The 16,750-nt window shown below is 34.8% G+C and carries 13 protein-coding genes and 1 other annotated feature; of the genes, 10 read left to right on the top strand and 3 right to left on the bottom strand.

Annotated features, from left to right (window positions below):
• Positions 1–14: 14 nt before the first annotated feature.
• Genes argC through CRO45_RS05235 form a run of 4 tightly spaced genes read left to right on the top strand, consistent with a single transcriptional unit; the run spans position 15 to position 4,189 of the window.
• Positions 15–1,049, top strand: a complete 1,035-nt coding sequence (gene argC / locus CRO45_RS05250; RefSeq protein WP_097148581.1) for an N-acetyl-gamma-glutamyl-phosphate reductase — start codon at positions 15–17, stop codon at positions 1,047–1,049.
• An 11-nt stretch (positions 1,050–1,060) separates the two neighbouring features.
• Positions 1,061–2,287: a bifunctional ornithine acetyltransferase/N-acetylglutamate synthase gene (gene argJ, locus CRO45_RS05245; RefSeq protein WP_097148580.1), complete on the top strand. Its 1,227-nt coding sequence runs from the start codon at positions 1,061–1,063 to the stop codon at positions 2,285–2,287.
• Positions 2,250–3,035, top strand: a complete 786-nt coding sequence (gene argB, locus CRO45_RS05240; RefSeq protein ID WP_097148579.1) for an acetylglutamate kinase — start codon at positions 2,250–2,252, stop codon at positions 3,033–3,035. The genes argJ and argB overlap by 38 nt, the downstream gene beginning before the upstream one ends.
• On the top strand, positions 3,032–4,189 hold the full coding sequence (locus CRO45_RS05235; protein WP_097148578.1) for an acetylornithine transaminase: 1,158 nt from the start codon (positions 3,032–3,034) through the stop codon (positions 4,187–4,189). The genes argB and CRO45_RS05235 overlap by 4 nt, the downstream gene beginning before the upstream one ends.
• A 563-nt stretch (positions 4,190–4,752) precedes the next feature.
• Here the strand turns inward: CRO45_RS05235 and CRO45_RS05225 are convergent.
• On the bottom strand, positions 4,753–7,698 hold the full coding sequence (locus CRO45_RS05225) for a transglycosylase domain-containing protein (protein ID WP_097148658.1): 2,946 nt from the start codon (positions 7,696–7,698) through the stop codon (positions 4,753–4,755).
• A gap of 120 nt (positions 7,699–7,818) precedes the next feature.
• Positions 7,819–8,025 (top strand) — a binding site (T-box leader).
• 153 nt (positions 8,026–8,178) lie between these two features.
• Here CRO45_RS05225 and tyrS point away from each other — a divergent pair.
• Positions 8,179–9,459: a tyrosine--tRNA ligase gene (tyrS, locus tag CRO45_RS05220; RefSeq protein WP_097148576.1), complete on the top strand. Its 1,281-nt coding sequence runs from the start codon at positions 8,179–8,181 to the stop codon at positions 9,457–9,459.
• A 279-nt stretch (positions 9,460–9,738) separates the two neighbouring features.
• Here tyrS and CRO45_RS05215 read toward each other — a convergent pair whose 3' ends face one another.
• Complete coding sequence (locus tag CRO45_RS05215; RefSeq protein WP_328588591.1) at positions 9,739–10,353, bottom strand: GntR family transcriptional regulator; 615 nt, start codon at positions 10,351–10,353, stop codon at positions 9,739–9,741.
• Positions 10,354–10,700: 347 nt separating this feature from the next.
• On the opposite strand from CRO45_RS05215, the gene CRO45_RS05210 reads away from it, so the two are divergent.
• The 5 genes from CRO45_RS05210 (at position 10,701) to CRO45_RS05190 (ending at position 15,635) form a co-directional block, all read left to right on the top strand.
• Positions 10,701–12,020: a gluconate:H+ symporter gene (locus tag CRO45_RS05210; protein ID WP_097148575.1), complete on the top strand. Its 1,320-nt coding sequence runs from the start codon at positions 10,701–10,703 to the stop codon at positions 12,018–12,020.
• 377 nt (positions 12,021–12,397) lie between these two features.
• Entirely contained in the window at positions 12,398–13,723 is a 1,326-nt protein-coding gene (locus tag CRO45_RS05205; RefSeq protein ID WP_097148574.1) for a hemolysin family protein, read from the top strand.
• Positions 13,724–13,838: 115 nt separating this feature from the next.
• Positions 13,839–14,072: a transcriptional regulator SplA domain-containing protein gene (locus CRO45_RS05200; RefSeq protein ID WP_097148573.1), complete on the top strand. Its 234-nt coding sequence runs from the start codon at positions 13,839–13,841 to the stop codon at positions 14,070–14,072.
• Between the two features lie 14 nt (positions 14,073–14,086).
• Positions 14,087–15,112 (top strand): spore photoproduct lyase, encoded by a 1,026-nt coding sequence (gene splB / locus CRO45_RS05195; protein WP_097148572.1) that lies wholly within the window; start codon positions 14,087–14,089, stop codon positions 15,110–15,112.
• A 112-nt stretch (positions 15,113–15,224) separates the two neighbouring features.
• Complete coding sequence (locus CRO45_RS05190) at positions 15,225–15,635, top strand: YugN family protein (RefSeq protein ID WP_097148571.1); 411 nt, start codon at positions 15,225–15,227, stop codon at positions 15,633–15,635.
• 89 nt (positions 15,636–15,724) lie between these two features.
• On the opposite strand, the gene rpsD is transcribed toward CRO45_RS05190, so the two are convergent.
• Entirely contained in the window at positions 15,725–16,327 is a 603-nt protein-coding gene (rpsD, locus tag CRO45_RS05185) for a 30S ribosomal protein S4 (protein ID WP_097148570.1), read from the bottom strand.
• Between the last annotated feature and the right edge of the window lie 423 nt (positions 16,328–16,750).

The raw sequence follows: 16,750 nt of genomic DNA, 5'->3' as shown, positions 1-16,750 counted from the left end.
AGGAGTGAATGGAAATGAAGGTTGGAATAATTGGTGCAACTGGATATGGAGGATTGGAATTAATCCGATTTTTACATACCCATCCAGAAGTAGAAAAATTGGAGTTATTTACATCATCGGATGAGGGAACAATTTTTTCATCACGGTTTGGCCATTTATTAACCATTCATGATGATTCACTTAAAAAGATTGATGAAGATACTTTAGCTTCTTTTGACGTTGTTTTTACAAGTACTCCATCAGGGGTAACGAGTAAATTGTTACCACCATTAGTTGGATCAGGTCCAAAACTAATCGATTTGTCAGGTGATTATCGACTAAAACAACCTGAATTATATAAAGAGTGGTACAAAAAAGAGCCTGCTCCCTTCGAGCTACTACAAGAGAGCGTTTATGGGCTAACTGAGTGGAATGAAAAGCAAATAAAAGATGCGAAAATCATTGCTAATCCTGGATGTTATCCAACGGCAGTGCTTTTATCGATTCTTCCATTAATAAAAGAAAAATTAATAGATCCAAATTATTTAATAATCGATGCGAAAAGTGGAGTGTCTGGAGCGGGGAATAAACCATCTCAAGCAACACATTTCAGTGAAACAAATGAAAACTTTTCTATATACAAAATTAACGAACACCAACATATTCCGGAAATTGAGCAAGCAATTCAACTATTTACAGACGTAAATACAACAGTCACATTTAATACTCACCTCGTTCCAATGACTAGAGGAATACTTTCTACTACATATGCACCAGCAATTACTGGGGTAACGGAAAAACAGCTGAATGAATGTTTAGTAGAAACATATAAAAATGATCCATTCGTGAGGGTAATTAGTGGGGCATCTTCGCTTGGAACAAACCGAGTAAAAGGCTCAAATTTCTGTGATATTTCAATAAAACTAGATGAAAGAACAAATCGTGTAACGATTATAAGTGTCATTGACAATTTAGTAAAAGGCGCAGCTGGCCAGGCAATTCAAAATATGAATGTCCAATTTGGATTACCACAAACACATGGTTTAAATTTAGTGCCATTGTTCATTTAAGGGGGAAAAATATGACAACAGTAGGTTATGAGTTAAAAAGACTCTCAAGTAAAAATATCGTATCACCAAAAGGTTTTAAAGCAGCAGGAATACACTGTGGAATCAAACATAAAAAGAAAGATTTAGCACTTTTAGTAAGTGAAGTACCAGCAAGTGTAGCGGGTGTTTTTACAACAAATGCAATTCAAGCTGCACCGCTAAATGTAACAAAAGAAGTCGTGTACAACAGTAAAAAAATGCAAGCAATCATTGTTAACTCTGGAAATGCAAATGCATGTACAGGTAAACAAGGTATTGCTGATGCTTATGAAATGCAACAACTAGCAGCGAAAAAGTTAGATATTGAGCCATTTTTAATTGGAGTTGCTTCTACAGGTGTCATTGGAGAAGTGATGAAAATGGATCCAGTTCGTACTGGGGTTGAGAAGCTTGAATTAAGTAATTCATTAGAAAATGCCATTGATTTTTCTCAAGCGATTTTAACAACAGATACTGTCATGAAGAACACAGCATACAGCACAATTATTGATGGAAAAGAAGTGCTTATTGCTGGTACGGCAAAAGGTTCAGGGATGATTGAACCAAATATGGCGACAATGCTAGGGTTTATTACAACAGATGCGAATATTGAATCTCACGTCTTACAACAAGCGTTATCGGAAATTACAGATCTTACGTTCAATGCAATTACTGTTGATGGTGATACATCTACTAACGATACAGTATTAGTAATGGCCAATGGATTAGCGGGGAATGATTCATTAACAACATTACATCCTGATTGGTCTAATTTTTATAATGTACTAAAAGCAGTTTGCGAAGACTTAGCAAAATCAATTGCAAGAGATGGTGAAGGCGCAACAAAGTTAATAGAAGTTGAGGTTGAAGGGGCCGTTTCAGATGGGGAAGCACGTAAAATTGCTAAAACAGTAGTAGGCTCTCCATTAGTGAAAACAGCGGTATTTGGCTGTGATGCAAACTGGGGTCGAATTATTGCTGCTGTAGGATATAGTGGAGCAACTGTTGATCCAAATAAAATTTCAATTAAAATTGGCAATGCCTTAATGGTTGAGCATGGCGAACCAGTTCCATTTTCAGAAGAGGAACTAATTCAAATCTTAAAAGCAAATGAAGTAAAAATATCAGTTTCTTTAGAACAAGGAAATGGTTATGGATTAGCTTGGGGGTGCGATTTAACTTATGACTACGTCCAAATCAATGCATCATACCGCTCGTAAATGCATTGTTATAAAACTAGGTGGAAGTACTTTAGAAGGCTTGAACAATGCTTTCTTTTCCAATTTTAAAAAGTTTCAGGAAGATGGCTACGATATTATCATTACACATGGTGGTGGCCCTGCGATAAACCGTGAACTAGCAAAACAACAAGTAGATTCCCACACTATAAACGGCATTCGTGTAACAAGTGAAGATGCAATTGATATTGTAAAATCTGCTTTGATTAGCCAGGTAAATCCAAAACTAGTATACGAGTTAAATAAGGCTGGTATTTCCGCTATTGGATTAAGTGGATTTGATCAATTTTTACTTCACGCAAATTACTTAAATAAAGAGAAATATGGTTATGTTGGAGAAGTAGTTGATGTCAATACAAACTTATTACAAACACTACTATCTCAAGGAATTGTTCCTGTTATAGCTTGTGTTGGCGTGACGATGGATGGTCAGGCACTGAATATAAATGGCGATACCGTTGCTAGTTCAGTTGCACTAGCTATGAACGCAGAAAGTTTACTTTTAGTAACAGATGTTTCGGGTATTCGTATTAACGATGAGTATCAACAACAAGCAACTCCATCCAATATCGAAAAATGGATTGAAGATGGGCAAATTTATGGTGGAATGATCCCGAAAGTTCAAGGTGCGGTTCAAGTACTAAATGCAGGCATTCCTTCTGTACAAATTGTAAATGATAGTTTACTAGGGACAAATATTACTATTCAGGAGTTGAGCAAGGTAAAATGAACGCACTTTTTAACAACTATTCTAGAAGACCAATTAGCTTAGTAGAAGGTAAAGGGACATTTGTGAAAGATAGTAACGGAAAAAGTTATTTAGATTTTACTAGTGGGATTGCTGTACTTTGTTTAGGTCACGCGCATCCTTCATTGGTAAAAACATTACAAGAACAAAGCGAGAAAATTTGGCATACAAGTAACTTGTACGAAATTCCAAGCCAAGTAAAGCTTGCAGAAACATTAGTTAAAGATCAACATTTGTCACATGCTTTTTTCTGTAATAGTGGTGCGGAAGCGAACGAAGCAGCCATTAAGATGGCACGAAAGCATACAGGAAAAAATCATATCATCACTTTTGAAAATTCCTTCCATGGTCGTACATTTGGTGCTATGTCGGCAACTGCACAAGAAAAAATTCATAATGGCTTTGGTCCGTTAGTAGATAAATTCACTTATTTACCTTTTAATGATGTTGAGCAATTAAAAAAATCTGTAGATGATTCAGTTGCGGCGATTATGCTAGAAGTTGTCCAAGGTGAAGGCGGGGTAAACCCAATTACAGAGGAGTTTGCAGAAGCCATCCACGAAATTTGTTCTACAAGCGATATTTTATTAATTATCGATGAAGTGCAAACAGGCATTGGACGTACTGGAACTCGTTTTGCATTTGAACAGACTGTATTGAAACCTGATTTAGTAACTTTGGCAAAAGGATTAGGTGGGGGATTCCCATTTGCAGGGGTTCTAGGAACTTCGGAAATTTATGATACATTTAGCCCTGGTTCTCATGGTACGACTTATGGTGGAAATCCGTTAGGAGTAGCTGTATCGCAAACAGTGCTAGATATTGTGTTTCAAGATACGTTCTTAAATGAAGTAAAAGAAAAAGGGGAGTATCTCGTTCAGAAGCTAAATGAAATATTACCTGCAGACAAACTTACTGTTCGTGCAAAAGGTTTATTGATTGGGATTGACTGTGGAAGTTTAGAAGTTGCTCCTACTATTTCAAAATTTGAAGATGCAGGATTGCTTCTTTGTGGAGCAGGTCCTAATGTCTTAAGACTATTACCACCGTTAAACGTAAGCTATGAAGAGATTGATCAAGGGATTGCAATTTTAGAAGATGTATTAATTAAACAGTTAAATGAACAGACGGTTTAAAGTGATAAAAGCACAATCCTAATCGGTGCCGATTAGGATTGTGCTTTTTTTGTTTGTAGGGAGGGGAGATGCTAAAATTCCGTGGGAAAGTGCTCAATTCAATGTAAAAAGTGCTCAATTAGGTGGGAAATTTGTTCAATTAACCCGAGGAGTCGCTCAAAAAATCGGGAAGAAGTTGAATTTGCTCAATTCCGTGGGAAAGTGCTCAATTCAATGTAAAAAGTGCTCAATTAGGTGGGAAATTTGCTCAATTAACCCGAGGAGTCGCTCAAAAAATCGGGAAGAAGTTGAATTTGCTCAATTCCGTGGGGAAAGTGCTCAATTCAATGTAAAAAGTGCTCAATTAGGTGGGAAATTTGTTCAATTAACCCGAGGAGTCGCTCAAAAAATCGGGAAGAAGTTAAATTTGCTCAATTCCGTGGGGAAAGTGATCAATTCAATGTGAATAGTGCTCAATTCAGCAGTGAGTTGCTCAATCTCAAAAAACTTATCTTTCAATTGATCAAAAAAACTCTCCAACATAAAGCCATTACTTTATGATAGAGAGTTAATTTTATTTAGTATTAATTGTTACCGGGATTGATAATATCGTCAATTATATCTCCGTCATCACCATTATTATTTCCGTTTCCATTGCCATTCCCGTTACCGCCATTTCCATTACCAGGGTTTCCATTGCCATTTCCGCCACCGTTTCCATTGCCAGGATTTCCATTGCCCGGTTCTTCAATTTCACCTGGATCTCCAGGTAATGTTGGATCAGTAGGTAAAGTAGTAACTGTATTAGAATTTGTTGATTCTAAACCGGTAATATCTACTGCAACAACGATATATGAACTATTATTTGAAATCGAATGCTGAAGTTCTTGACCATCTCTTATTGTCGCAACTAAACTGCGATCTCCGTTAGTAACGTCATACACACGATATCCAATTACATCATTTGCTTGTGATTTCGTCCATGTAATAACATTACCTTTCAATATCGCAGTGACAGCAGGTGGATTACCGCTATCTGGTTCTAGCGTTGAAGTTGAAACAACACCGCTACCAAATGAAGAATTGTTAGGCAATAACTTCGATGCATCTCCACCTAATCTACCTAGCATTCGTTTTGCGAATTCCGGATTTAAACCTATTCCATTTTCAGTTACAAATTCTCTAGGCGTGGAATCTAAAGCAGCATATGCTTTTCCGTCAATCATTACAGATGACGATGAAATTAAACTATCATCCGGAATTGTTGGTAAGAAGTTTCGGTTAAATAAATCAGACTTCACTAATCCAGCTTGTGTACAAGCGTCGGATGGAGCAAGTCCCGAAATTCCACAGAATGAAGCATTAACGACTCCAGGTGGAGCAGTAAATTGTTCAGATGTACCAATTAGTTCAGGGTTAACATCGTACATTGCATTCATAAAATTAGCCCAAAGCATATTTACACGTGTACTTGGTTGATAGTACGTATTGTTAAATTGATATAACGAACGTGGTTCTTTTTTGTCGTCATAGCCCATCCATAATCCAAAAGAAATATCCGGGTTATAACCAACAAACCAAACGTCTCGATAGTTTTGGGAAGTCCCAGTTTTAGCTGCAAAGTCTGATGAGAATTTCAACATACTATTTGCTCTTGCACCAGTACCGTAATCTAATACATCACGTAACATATCCGTGATCATGTATGCAGTTTCAGGAGAGAATACATCAACTGCTTCAGTTTCATGTTCATAAATAATATTGCCATCTAAATCAACTATTTTTTCAATCATATAGGCATCAATAAATTGCCCATTGTTTGCAAAGGCTGCAAATGCATTTGTATTTTCTTCTACTGTTGTACCAACAGTCATTGCACCGATTGATATAGCTAAACTTTCATAATCAACTGGTACTAATTTAGAAAAACCTAGTTTATCTAAATAGGTTACTGGACGTCGATCGAGAATAGAATCATATAATCTTAGTGCAGTTAAGTTTTGAGAGTGAGCTAAAGCTTCCCTTGCTGTCATAATCCCTCTTTCTTCATTTACTAAATAGTTAGAAGGTTCATATCCAGGTAGGGTAAACTTTACATCCACTACGGGACTACCAGCACCTATAACTCCATAATCCAATGCAGGACCATATGCGAGTAATGGTTTCATAGTTGATCCATTTGAACGATATGCTTGAGTGGCGTAATTTAATTCACTTATTTCAAAATCACGACCACCTACGAAGCTTATTATTCTTCCAGTTTTATTTTCAATTAGCATACCACCGACTTGCACTGGAATTTGTACTTCATATTCCTCACCAGTTTCTGAATCAATTTCAGTTCTAGTAAATGTATGGCCGTAGTAACTAAAGTTCTCTGCAGCTTGCTGCATTGCATCGTACATATCTTTATCAATTGTAGAATAAATACGATAACCACTTGATCGAATATCACGATCCGCAAGAATCATATACTTTTCAAGTAAGTTTTCTTCTTCATCAAGACGTTTTGGATCAATGCCATCTTTTTCTGCTAAAATACCAGCTATAATTCGTTTTGCACGATTTTCTAACTCATATGTTAACCAAGGGTAGCTATCCTTTGCCAGTTTTTCAGGTTCTCTGAAATCCTTTGTAATATCATAACTAATAGCTTGATTGTATTCAGATTCAGAAATATAACCAACTTCAAGCATACGAGATAATACGACCTTCATACGGTCGATTCCAGGTTGTAAACCTTTAGCATCCTTTAATTGTCCAGCTTGAGTAAATGGCGTATAAGCAAATGGTGCCTGTGGAATACCTGCAATGTAAGCAGCTTGCGGTAAAGTTAACTCAGATGCACTAACACCGAAAATACCTCTTGCAGCTGTTTCAACACCGGCAATATTACGCCCTGAAGAACTTCGACCATATGGAATAATATTTAAGTATGCCTCTAAAATATCATCCTTTGTCATAAACTTTTCAAGCCTTACTGCAAGTAAAATTTCTCTAGCTTTACGTTCATAAGAAACTTCATTTGTTAAAATTTGGTTCTTAATAAGCTGTTGCGTTAAGGTTGAACCACCTGTTTGTTGACTCGTATTTAAAAAGTCTTGTAAAAGTCCACGAAGTACTGCTTTTGGAACAATTCCATTATGTTCACGGAAATATTCATCTTCTGTTGCTAATACAGCATTAATAACGAGTGGTGAAACTTGATCTAATGATGTTTCGCGACGTTCTAAATCCGTCCGAAGTTTACCTATGTAAATATTATTCGCAAAGTAAATTTCACTCGTCTCTTCATAATTATAAATTTGTGATAACATTTCGTCTTTTGCTTGTAGATTTTCGTCTTTTACTAATGATGCAAAATAGCCAGCACCAACTGCTCCGACAAAAACAAAACCTATAATGATAATGAAAAGGAATAACAATGATAAATTCCATACAACTCTTATACCAATTCGAAGTGGGCGTGTTCGCACTGAAGTAGATAGTTGTTCAATTTTTTCATTGAGTTGTTCGATACGCTTTTTTATTTCATCCACTTTATCGACCCCCTAAAATCTTGTCTATTATAGCATAATTCTAATATTCAGTAATCAATTAATTGACATTATAAAAAAAACAAGTAAAATAACAATCATTATAATATTTTTTTTCAAGTGTTGAAAAGATTGAAGTAGTATTTTCATTCCCTGTAAAGAGAGCTAGCGGTTAGTGGAAGCTAGTCATAGTGAGAATATGAATTACGTTCTTGGAGCTTGACGAATATGTCGCGATAAGACATTTACGAGTGGAAGGATATATAAAAGTATTCTTCAAGCCGGGTGGTACCGCGTTAAAATTATTTAAACGTCCCTGCATGCAAATGATTCATTTGTATGTGGGGCTTTTTTATTTTGTAGATAAAATATTTTTCTACACTTTTAATATAAATAACTCAACTTATTTTTCGTTGAATTATTTCTTTTTAACCAATGATGATAGTAATTAAATCAAGCTTAGGAGGAATTATCATGGCAAATAAACTAATAGAAGATTTACAATGGCGTGGTTTGTTATATCAACAAACAGATGCTGAAGGAATGGAAAAGTTATTAAACGAAGAAAAGGTTTCTTTATATGTAGGTGTTGATCCAACAGCTGACTCAATGCACATTGGCCACATTGTACCCCTTTTAACATTACGTCGTTTCCAACAAGCTGGCCACCGTCCAATTCTATTAGTTGGTGGAGCAACAGGTATGATTGGAGATCCGTCAGGTCGTTCAGAAGAGCGTAATCTTTTAACTGAAGAACAAATCGCTCGTAACGTAGCTGGACTAAAATCTCAAATGGAACGAATTTTTGAGTTTGGTGAAGATGGGAATGGCGCTCAATTAGTTAACAACTTTGATTGGGTAGGAAAAATGAGTGTTATTGATTTTTTACGTGATTACGGAAAACTGATTAACGTAAATTACATGTTAGCAAAAGATACAATCGCTTCTCGCCTTGATACAGGTATTTCCTTTACAGAATTTTCCTATACACTAATTCAAGGTCTAGATTTCAATCATTTATACGATCATTACGATGTACGTATTCAAGTTGGGGGATCCGACCAATGGGGGAACATTACAACGGGTCTTGAAGTTATTCGTAAAACACATGATGATAATGCAAAAGCGTTTGGTATTACAATACCATTAGTGACAAAAGCGGATGGTACGAAATTTGGAAAAACTGCTGGTGGAGCGGTATGGTTAGATGCTGAGAAAACAACACCATATGAATTTTACCAATTCTGGATTAACTCTGCGGATGCAGATGTAGTTAAATACTTAAAAATCTTTACTTTCTTATCTAGAGAAGAAATCGAAGCTTTAGAAGTATCTGTTCAAGAAGAACCACATTTACGAAAAGCGCAGAAAGCATTAGCTGAGGAAATGACACGTTTAATTCATGGAGATGAAGCGCTTGAAACAGCAAAACGCATTACAGACGCGTTATTCTCTGGTGATTTAAAAGCGTTATCTGCTAGCGAAATGAAAAATGCATTTAAAGATGTGCCATCAACAGAACTACCTAAAGAAGATAAAAATATTGTTGATGTGTTAGTTGAAGCAAATATTTCATCTTCTAAACGACAAGCACGTGAAGATGTTACAAATGGCGCAATCTCAATTAATGGCGAAAAAATTACAGACTTAGATTACGTAGTAGATAGCAAAGATCGACTTGAAGACGAATTTGCGATCATTCGTAGAGGTAAGAAAAAATATCATATGGTGAAATTCAACTCCATTCAGCAGTAGTGTCGCATTTCTATAAATTATGATTTTTAATTGTATGTAGATTACCATACGGTGAGGGATATCCTTGCTGAATGAAGGTTGCCTCCGGCGGATGCCACAGATTTTTAATGGTTTAATAAATGAACTTAGACTAAGAGCGCCACGTCCTGTGGCAACGTCTAAGTGACTAACATCCTGTTAGCCTAAGCTCGATAAAATCTGGGCGCGCAAATTCTCCAAGGCGAATTTGATTTTAAAAAGGCGACTCAATTTTTTGAGTCGCCTTTTAAGTTAAAAGGGTTAATATTTAATTCTACTTATACTAAACTCTAAATCTTTTTTTAGATGTTCAACCATTAAATCTTGTGCAAGTTGTCCATTCTTATCCTCAATTGCATTGACAATGTTTGCGTGTTCATCTATTAAATGAGGTCTTTTTTGCCAAACTACTGTTTTTCTAAATAAATATATAATCGACTGCATTTTGTCAATAATATCAATCATCATAGGATTTTTTGTTTCCTGTACAATGATTTGGTGAAATGCATGATTCGCTTGCATAATATCTTCAATTGTTCCGTTAAATCCAATTTCAACACATTCTTTCAAACGATTTAATGCATCTTCAGTTATGGAACTTGAACAATATTTTGCAGCAAACCCTTCAATTAACATGCGTACTTGGAAAATATGTCGCATATCATTCTCGGTAGGTATAAATATTCTTTTGTTTCGAATTAAACCTTCTTGTTCGAGTTTTGCAATTGCAGAACGAATTGGTGTTCGACTAATTCCTAATTTTTCTGCAAGCATTTCTTCGGTTAACTTTACATGTGGTTCAAAATCTCCATTTAAGATTTGATCTCTAATGGATTCATATGCGTATGTATATGCATGCATGTCTTTTTTCTTCAATTTAATCGACTCCTATATAGTAAAAAACTCCCCCATTTGTAGTATAAATTTGTATTCATCAAATGAAAAGGCTTTTTCCGATTTTGTTATTAAAAAGTAAGATATAACATATTTCTTTAAATAAGTTTTTAAGAATATAAGTTTATAAATATATGTGTAATTTCAAATGAAAGAAATTATAAAAAGTGACCGATTTTATTATAGGTTAAGAAAATAATTGTAAGGTTGGTATTCTAGGGTTTATCCTATAGTGAAAGAATTTTTATGAGGATATTTGATCTCTATTAATAAGTGAATTCAAGGGACTTGCTATAATGTAGCAAATCTTTAATAGGAAGAGGATTTTTATGTCAATCGTTTCGATTATATTAGGAGTTACACTACTATTACTTTTAATGATGGTGTTAAGGTTAAATGCATTTTTGGCATTTATTATAGCATCATTGTTTGTTGGAATATTAGAAGGAATGTCACCCACTGAAGCAATGACATCCATTCAAAATGGTCTTGGATCTACTCTTGGAAGTATTACGATGATTATAATATTTGGGGCTGTTTTAGGTAAGTTAATAACTGACTCAGGTGCAGCAAAAAGTATTGCGGTAACGATGTTAAACGCTTTTGGAAAAAAACATGTTCAATTTGCATCAGTTTTCACTGCTTCAGTAGTTGGAATTGCACTATTTTTTGAAACAGGTGTTGTTGTTCTCGTACCATTAGTATTTACTATTTCTTTAGCAGCAGGTGTTCCGATTTTATACATAGGGATTCCCGTAATAACAGCGCTCATTACAATGCACGGCTTTGTACCGCCACACCCAGGTCCAACAGCTATTGCAGAAATTTTTAACGCAAACTTAGGCGAAACATTAATTTGGGGTGTGATTATTGCGATCCCACCGATTATTATTGCAGGACCATTATTTACAAAGGTTTTTAAAAAAGAGGATTTAGAGGTAACAATACCAAAAGAATTATATAATCCAATAGCATTTGGAAATCATGAAATTCCAAGTTTTACTGTTAGTATATTGACAGCTATTTTACCTGTTATTTTGATTGCAATTAAATCACTAGTAGAAATCATATCGCCAAATTCACCAATCCGACCATTTACTGATTTTATAGGGACTGCTAGTACTGCATTATTAATTTCTGTAATTGTAGCGATGTTCACTTTGGGAATCGCTCGTGGTAAGGGCATGAAAAAGGTTATGAATTCATTTGCTAAAGCAACCGCCGGTATAGCATTAATTTTATTAATCATTTCTGGTGGTGGTGCCTTTAAACAAGTGTTAATTGATAGTGAAATCGATCAGTACATCGCTGGATTGATGGAAGGTACAGCATTGTCACCCATTTTACTTGTTTGGGTTATAAGCGCGGTATTACGTATTGCACTAGGTTCAGCAACAGTTGCTGGTATGACAGCAGCTGGTATTGCCGCACCAATTGTAGCCGTAACTGGTGCTAATCCAGAGTTAATGACTTTGGCTGCAGGTGCAGGAAGTGTTGGTTTTTCCCACGTGAACGATGCAGGGTTTTGGATTGTAAAAGAATACTTTAACATGTCAATTGGCAAAACATTTAAAACATGGACTGTACTTACTTCAATCGTATCAATCGTTGGTTTATTTTGCATAATCGTTTTGGATATGTTCATTTGAGAATAGTATTTATTTTAAAGACACAAGTTGAGAATAATGTTATTTATTCTTGTGTCTTTTTTATATTTAATTTTAATCTAGAGCTTAACATTTTTCTAAGTTAAGAGAAAAAATATATACGGATATAACATAAAAAAGGTTTCAATAATGATTATAAATAATGAAAATAAATGTGATTTAAAGGAGATTTTTTGACCATTAAACTAGATTGTTTGATTTGGTACCGATTTCACGTTATTCTATTTACTAGATTGTTATGAATTGGGGTGTTTCTGATGGGGACCACACACTAAAATTTTGTAAAATTCCGAATATTAAAAATAAAAACTTAAAATTCAGGAGGTGGAGTCTTACTTATCACTAAGTAAGACAAATAGTTGACCGCTTTAAACTTAACCATTTTTGTAATATTAATTATTTTGACCGCATTTTTTGTTGCAACAGAATTTGCCATTGTAAAGGTTCGTTCTTCTCGTATTGACCAACTAGTGGAGGAAGGATTTAAAGGTGCAAAAGCAGCTAAACATGTAACTTCTCACCTTGATGAGTACTTATCTGCCTGTCAGTTGGGGATAACAGTTACAGCGTTAGGTATTGGTATGGTTGGTGAATCAACCTTTGAATTTATATTGCATCCGTTATTTGCATCAATAGGTATTGGGCCAGACTATGTTCATTATTTTACGATAGCTGGAGCATTTGCATTGGCTACATTCTTCCACGTAGTAGTTGGTGAATTAGCACCGAAGTCTGTTGCGATTCAAAAAGCGGAACAAGTAACATTAATGTTTTCAAAACCAATTATGGTATTTTATAAGATTCTCTTCCCATTTATCTGGTTCCTAAATGGATCTGCTCGTTTATTAATAGGAATATTTGGTATGAAGCCTGCAAGTGAAAGTGAGCTTTCCCATACGGAAGAAGAATTACGATTGTTACTCACAGAAAGTTATAAAAGTGGTGAAATCAATCAGAACGAATTAAATTACGTAAATAATGTGTTTGAATTTGATGAGCGCATTGCTCGTGAAATAATGGTTCCTAGAACGAGGATCGTTGGTTTTTATAAAGATGTTTCTTTCGAGGAACTACTTACGATAGTTTCAGAAGAAAGATATACAAGATATCCAATATTTGAAGGCGATCGTGATAACATTATTGGGTTTTTAAATATTAAAGATTTCCTAACTCAAGGAATGAATAATCGCATCAAACCAGATACTTTTAATTTAGAAACATTTATCAATCCTGTTATAAAAGTAATTGATTCTATACCGATTAATGACTTACTAGTACGAATGCAAAAAGAACGAACGCCAATTGCGATTCTAATAGATGAGTACGGTGGAACAGCGGGTCTTGTTACATTAGAAGATATTATTGAAGAAATCGTTGGAGATATCCACGATGAGTTTGATGATGATGAAATTGCAGATGTAAGAATTTTAGATGAGGGAGTTTACATTTTTGATAGTAGTGTATTACTCGACGATATAGAAGACTTACTTAAAATTGACTTTGATAACGATGATATCGATACAATTGGTGGATGGTATTATAATCAAGATATGGATCTTGAAGAACCAAATAGTATACATTTTGCTGGTTACGCATTTTCAATTCACGAAAAAGAAGATCATCAAATTAATTATATAAAAGTAGAAAAATTAGAAGAAGAAACGAATATTGAAGAAGAGAAATAGGTCGATATCGGCCTATTTTTTTTGCTTAAATAATTTTCCAAAATGAAGAAAACATAATTATTACTTTTAGAGCCAAAATTTTATTATCAACAATTTTTTAAGAAAAGGTGAGAGCATGGAAAATCAAGCTTACCAGGCTGGTGATATTGTTTACGTGTTTTATCGAAATCCACATGCCCAAGATGTAGCTAATATACAGGAGGCTGCTGTTGTCAATAATCCTGAGAAAGACGGAGAATTAGCTGTGTTTTTATATGAAACCTATTATCCAATTACCAATGAATTAGCCATGTATGCAACTGAGGAAGAAGCAAACAAAGCGTACGATTATTACTATGGAAATAACTAAGAAGGGGATATTCAATGAAACCATTTACCCCAAGGCTCGTATATTTTGAACCGAAAGCCCTTGAGTATCCTTTAGGGAAGGAACTATATGAAAAGTTTAAAAATATGGATATTGAAATACGTGAAACTACTTCACACAATCAAATTCGAAATCTACCCGGTGACAATGATTTTCAAAAATATCGGGTTGCAAAGTCAACACTTGTAGTCGGAGTTAGAAAAACGCTCAAATTTGATACATCGAAACCTTCTGCAGAATATGCAATTCCTTTTGCTACAGGTTGTATGGGCCATTGTCATTATTGTTATTTACAAACGACAATGGGAAGTAAGCCATATATACGTACGTATGTTAATGTGGAAGAAATTCTTGATGCGGCAGACAAATATATGGAAGAACGTGCACCTGAAATTACAAGATTTGAGGCATCCTGTACATCTGATATTGTTGGGATTGATCATCTAACTCATACTTTAAAAAGAGCAATCGAACACTTTGGTCAGTCTGAACTTGGGAAATTAAGGTTCGTAACAAAATTTCACCATGTGGATCATTTACTAGATGCAAAGCACAATGGTAAAACAAGATTCCGCTTTAGTGTAAATGCAGATTTTATTATTAAAAATTTTGAACCTGGAACTTCTCCATTAGAAAAGAGAATAGAAGCCGCGGGAAAAGTTTCACGTGCTGGTTATCCCCTTGGGTTTATCGTAGCACCTATTTATCTCCACGAAGGTTGGGAAGAGGGCTATTATCATATGTTCGAACGGTTAGCCGCAGAATTACCTTCGGAAGCTAAGAAAGATTTAACCTTTGAGTTTATTCAACATCGATTTACAAAGCCAGCAAAAAGAGTCATTGAGAAAAACTATCCAATGACTAAACTAGAGTTAGATGAAGAAAAAAGAAGATATAAATGGGGGAAATATGGTATAGGAAAATATATTTATCAAAAAGATGAAGAAGAAGATATAAAATCACATTTATATTCCTATATGGAGAAATTTTTCCCTGATGCAAAATTGGAGTATTTCACTTAAAAAGGTATTTGTTTCAAGTGAATATTATTCAAAATTACTAAATTATCAAGTATTTGCTTAATTATTTTTGTCTATCCTATAAATGAGAATTTTACGGAGGCGGATATTATTAATGCTAACACTACAAACAGAACTAGATGGCAAACTAGCGAAATTTGGATACTTACGGGATAAACTTAAACCACATGGCTTTTGCCTAGGTGGGTATTGGGAATATGATCGAGGTTTTTTTGATACAATTTTAGTAAAAAAAGACTGCGATACAATCTATTTGAGATTACCATTTGTCGTAACACATGGAGAACTCGATTCTTACAACGCAGAAATTAAATTTCAAACTCCATATGTCATAAAACACGTTGTTCATTGTGGTCTTGATTTTGATGAAAGTTCCTTACTTGATGCAACTGGGTTTAGTCAGTTCCAAGAACCCCTTGATAAGGACGCTCCAATAATAAATAAAAACAGATGGGTTCATGCAGGAGAAGAAGTTGTCGGAAAAGTTTTGAACTATTTAAACTAAAAAATCAAAAAGAAAAAAGAAAACCCTAGTAGGTAGATTAAAATCGACCATACTAGGGTTTTTTGAATGCTTCTTTTGAAGCAATTTAATTAACGAGAGTAGAACTCAACGATGAATGCTTCGTTAATTTCAGCTGATAATTCTGAACGCTCTGGAAGACGTACGAAAGTACCTTCTTTTTTCTCAGCGTCGAAAGTTAAGTAATCTGGAACGAAGTTGTTTACTTCGATTGCTTCAGTTACAACAGCAAGGTTTTGAGATTTTTCACGAAGAGAAATCGTTTGACCTGGTTTAACGCTGAATGATGGAATGTCAACGCGTTTGCCATCAACTAAAATGTGACCATGGTTAACTAATTGACGTGCTGCACGACGAGTGCGAGCTAAACCTAAACGGTAAACAAGGTTGTCAAGGCGAGTTTCAAGAAGGATCATGAAGTTTTCACCAGCAACACCTTTCATTTTAACAGCTTTATCGAAAAGGTTTTTGAATTGACGTTCGCTCATACCATACATATGACGAAGTTTTTGTTTTTCTTGTAATTGTAAACCATATTCAGATAATTTTTTACGTTGGTTTGGACCGTGTTGTCCTGGTGCGTAAGGGCGTTTTTCTAATTCTTTACCAGTGCCGCTTAAAGAAATACCAAGACGACGAGAAAGTTTCCAAGATGGACCTGTATAACGAGACATAATGTGTCTCCTCCTTTAGATTTGGTTTTTTTGTGTTCAAAGAAAACCAGTTGTACCCGACACTAATGGGTATTTTATTTTCATGTAGGTTCGCCCTTGCAGCCGTAAAGGGTTACTAATACACCGTCTAATCATCTTAGAGGAATAAAATACAAACTAGCTTATACAACTGCTGCATTCATTTTACACAAGGAGTATTGTATAATTATTATAGGTTTTGTGTCAAGTAATAATCATTTGTACTCCATTATTAATTTATACCATATTTTTTGATAGATATTCATTTATATCTAAGTAGAATTAGTTAAAATATGTATATTTTTTAATAAAAACTTTATAGTCATTTAGACTTAAAGAGTGTATACTTAAATATTAGTTGAAATATTATAAAAATTCGTTCCACTTCCTATTAGAAAAGGTGGT

The sequence above is a fragment of the Ureibacillus acetophenoni genome, from assembly GCF_900220965.1.
Classification (GTDB): Bacteria; Bacillota; Bacilli; order Bacillales_A; family Planococcaceae; genus Ureibacillus; species Ureibacillus acetophenoni.
This window is presented reverse-complemented; position numbering and strand designations above follow the sequence as displayed.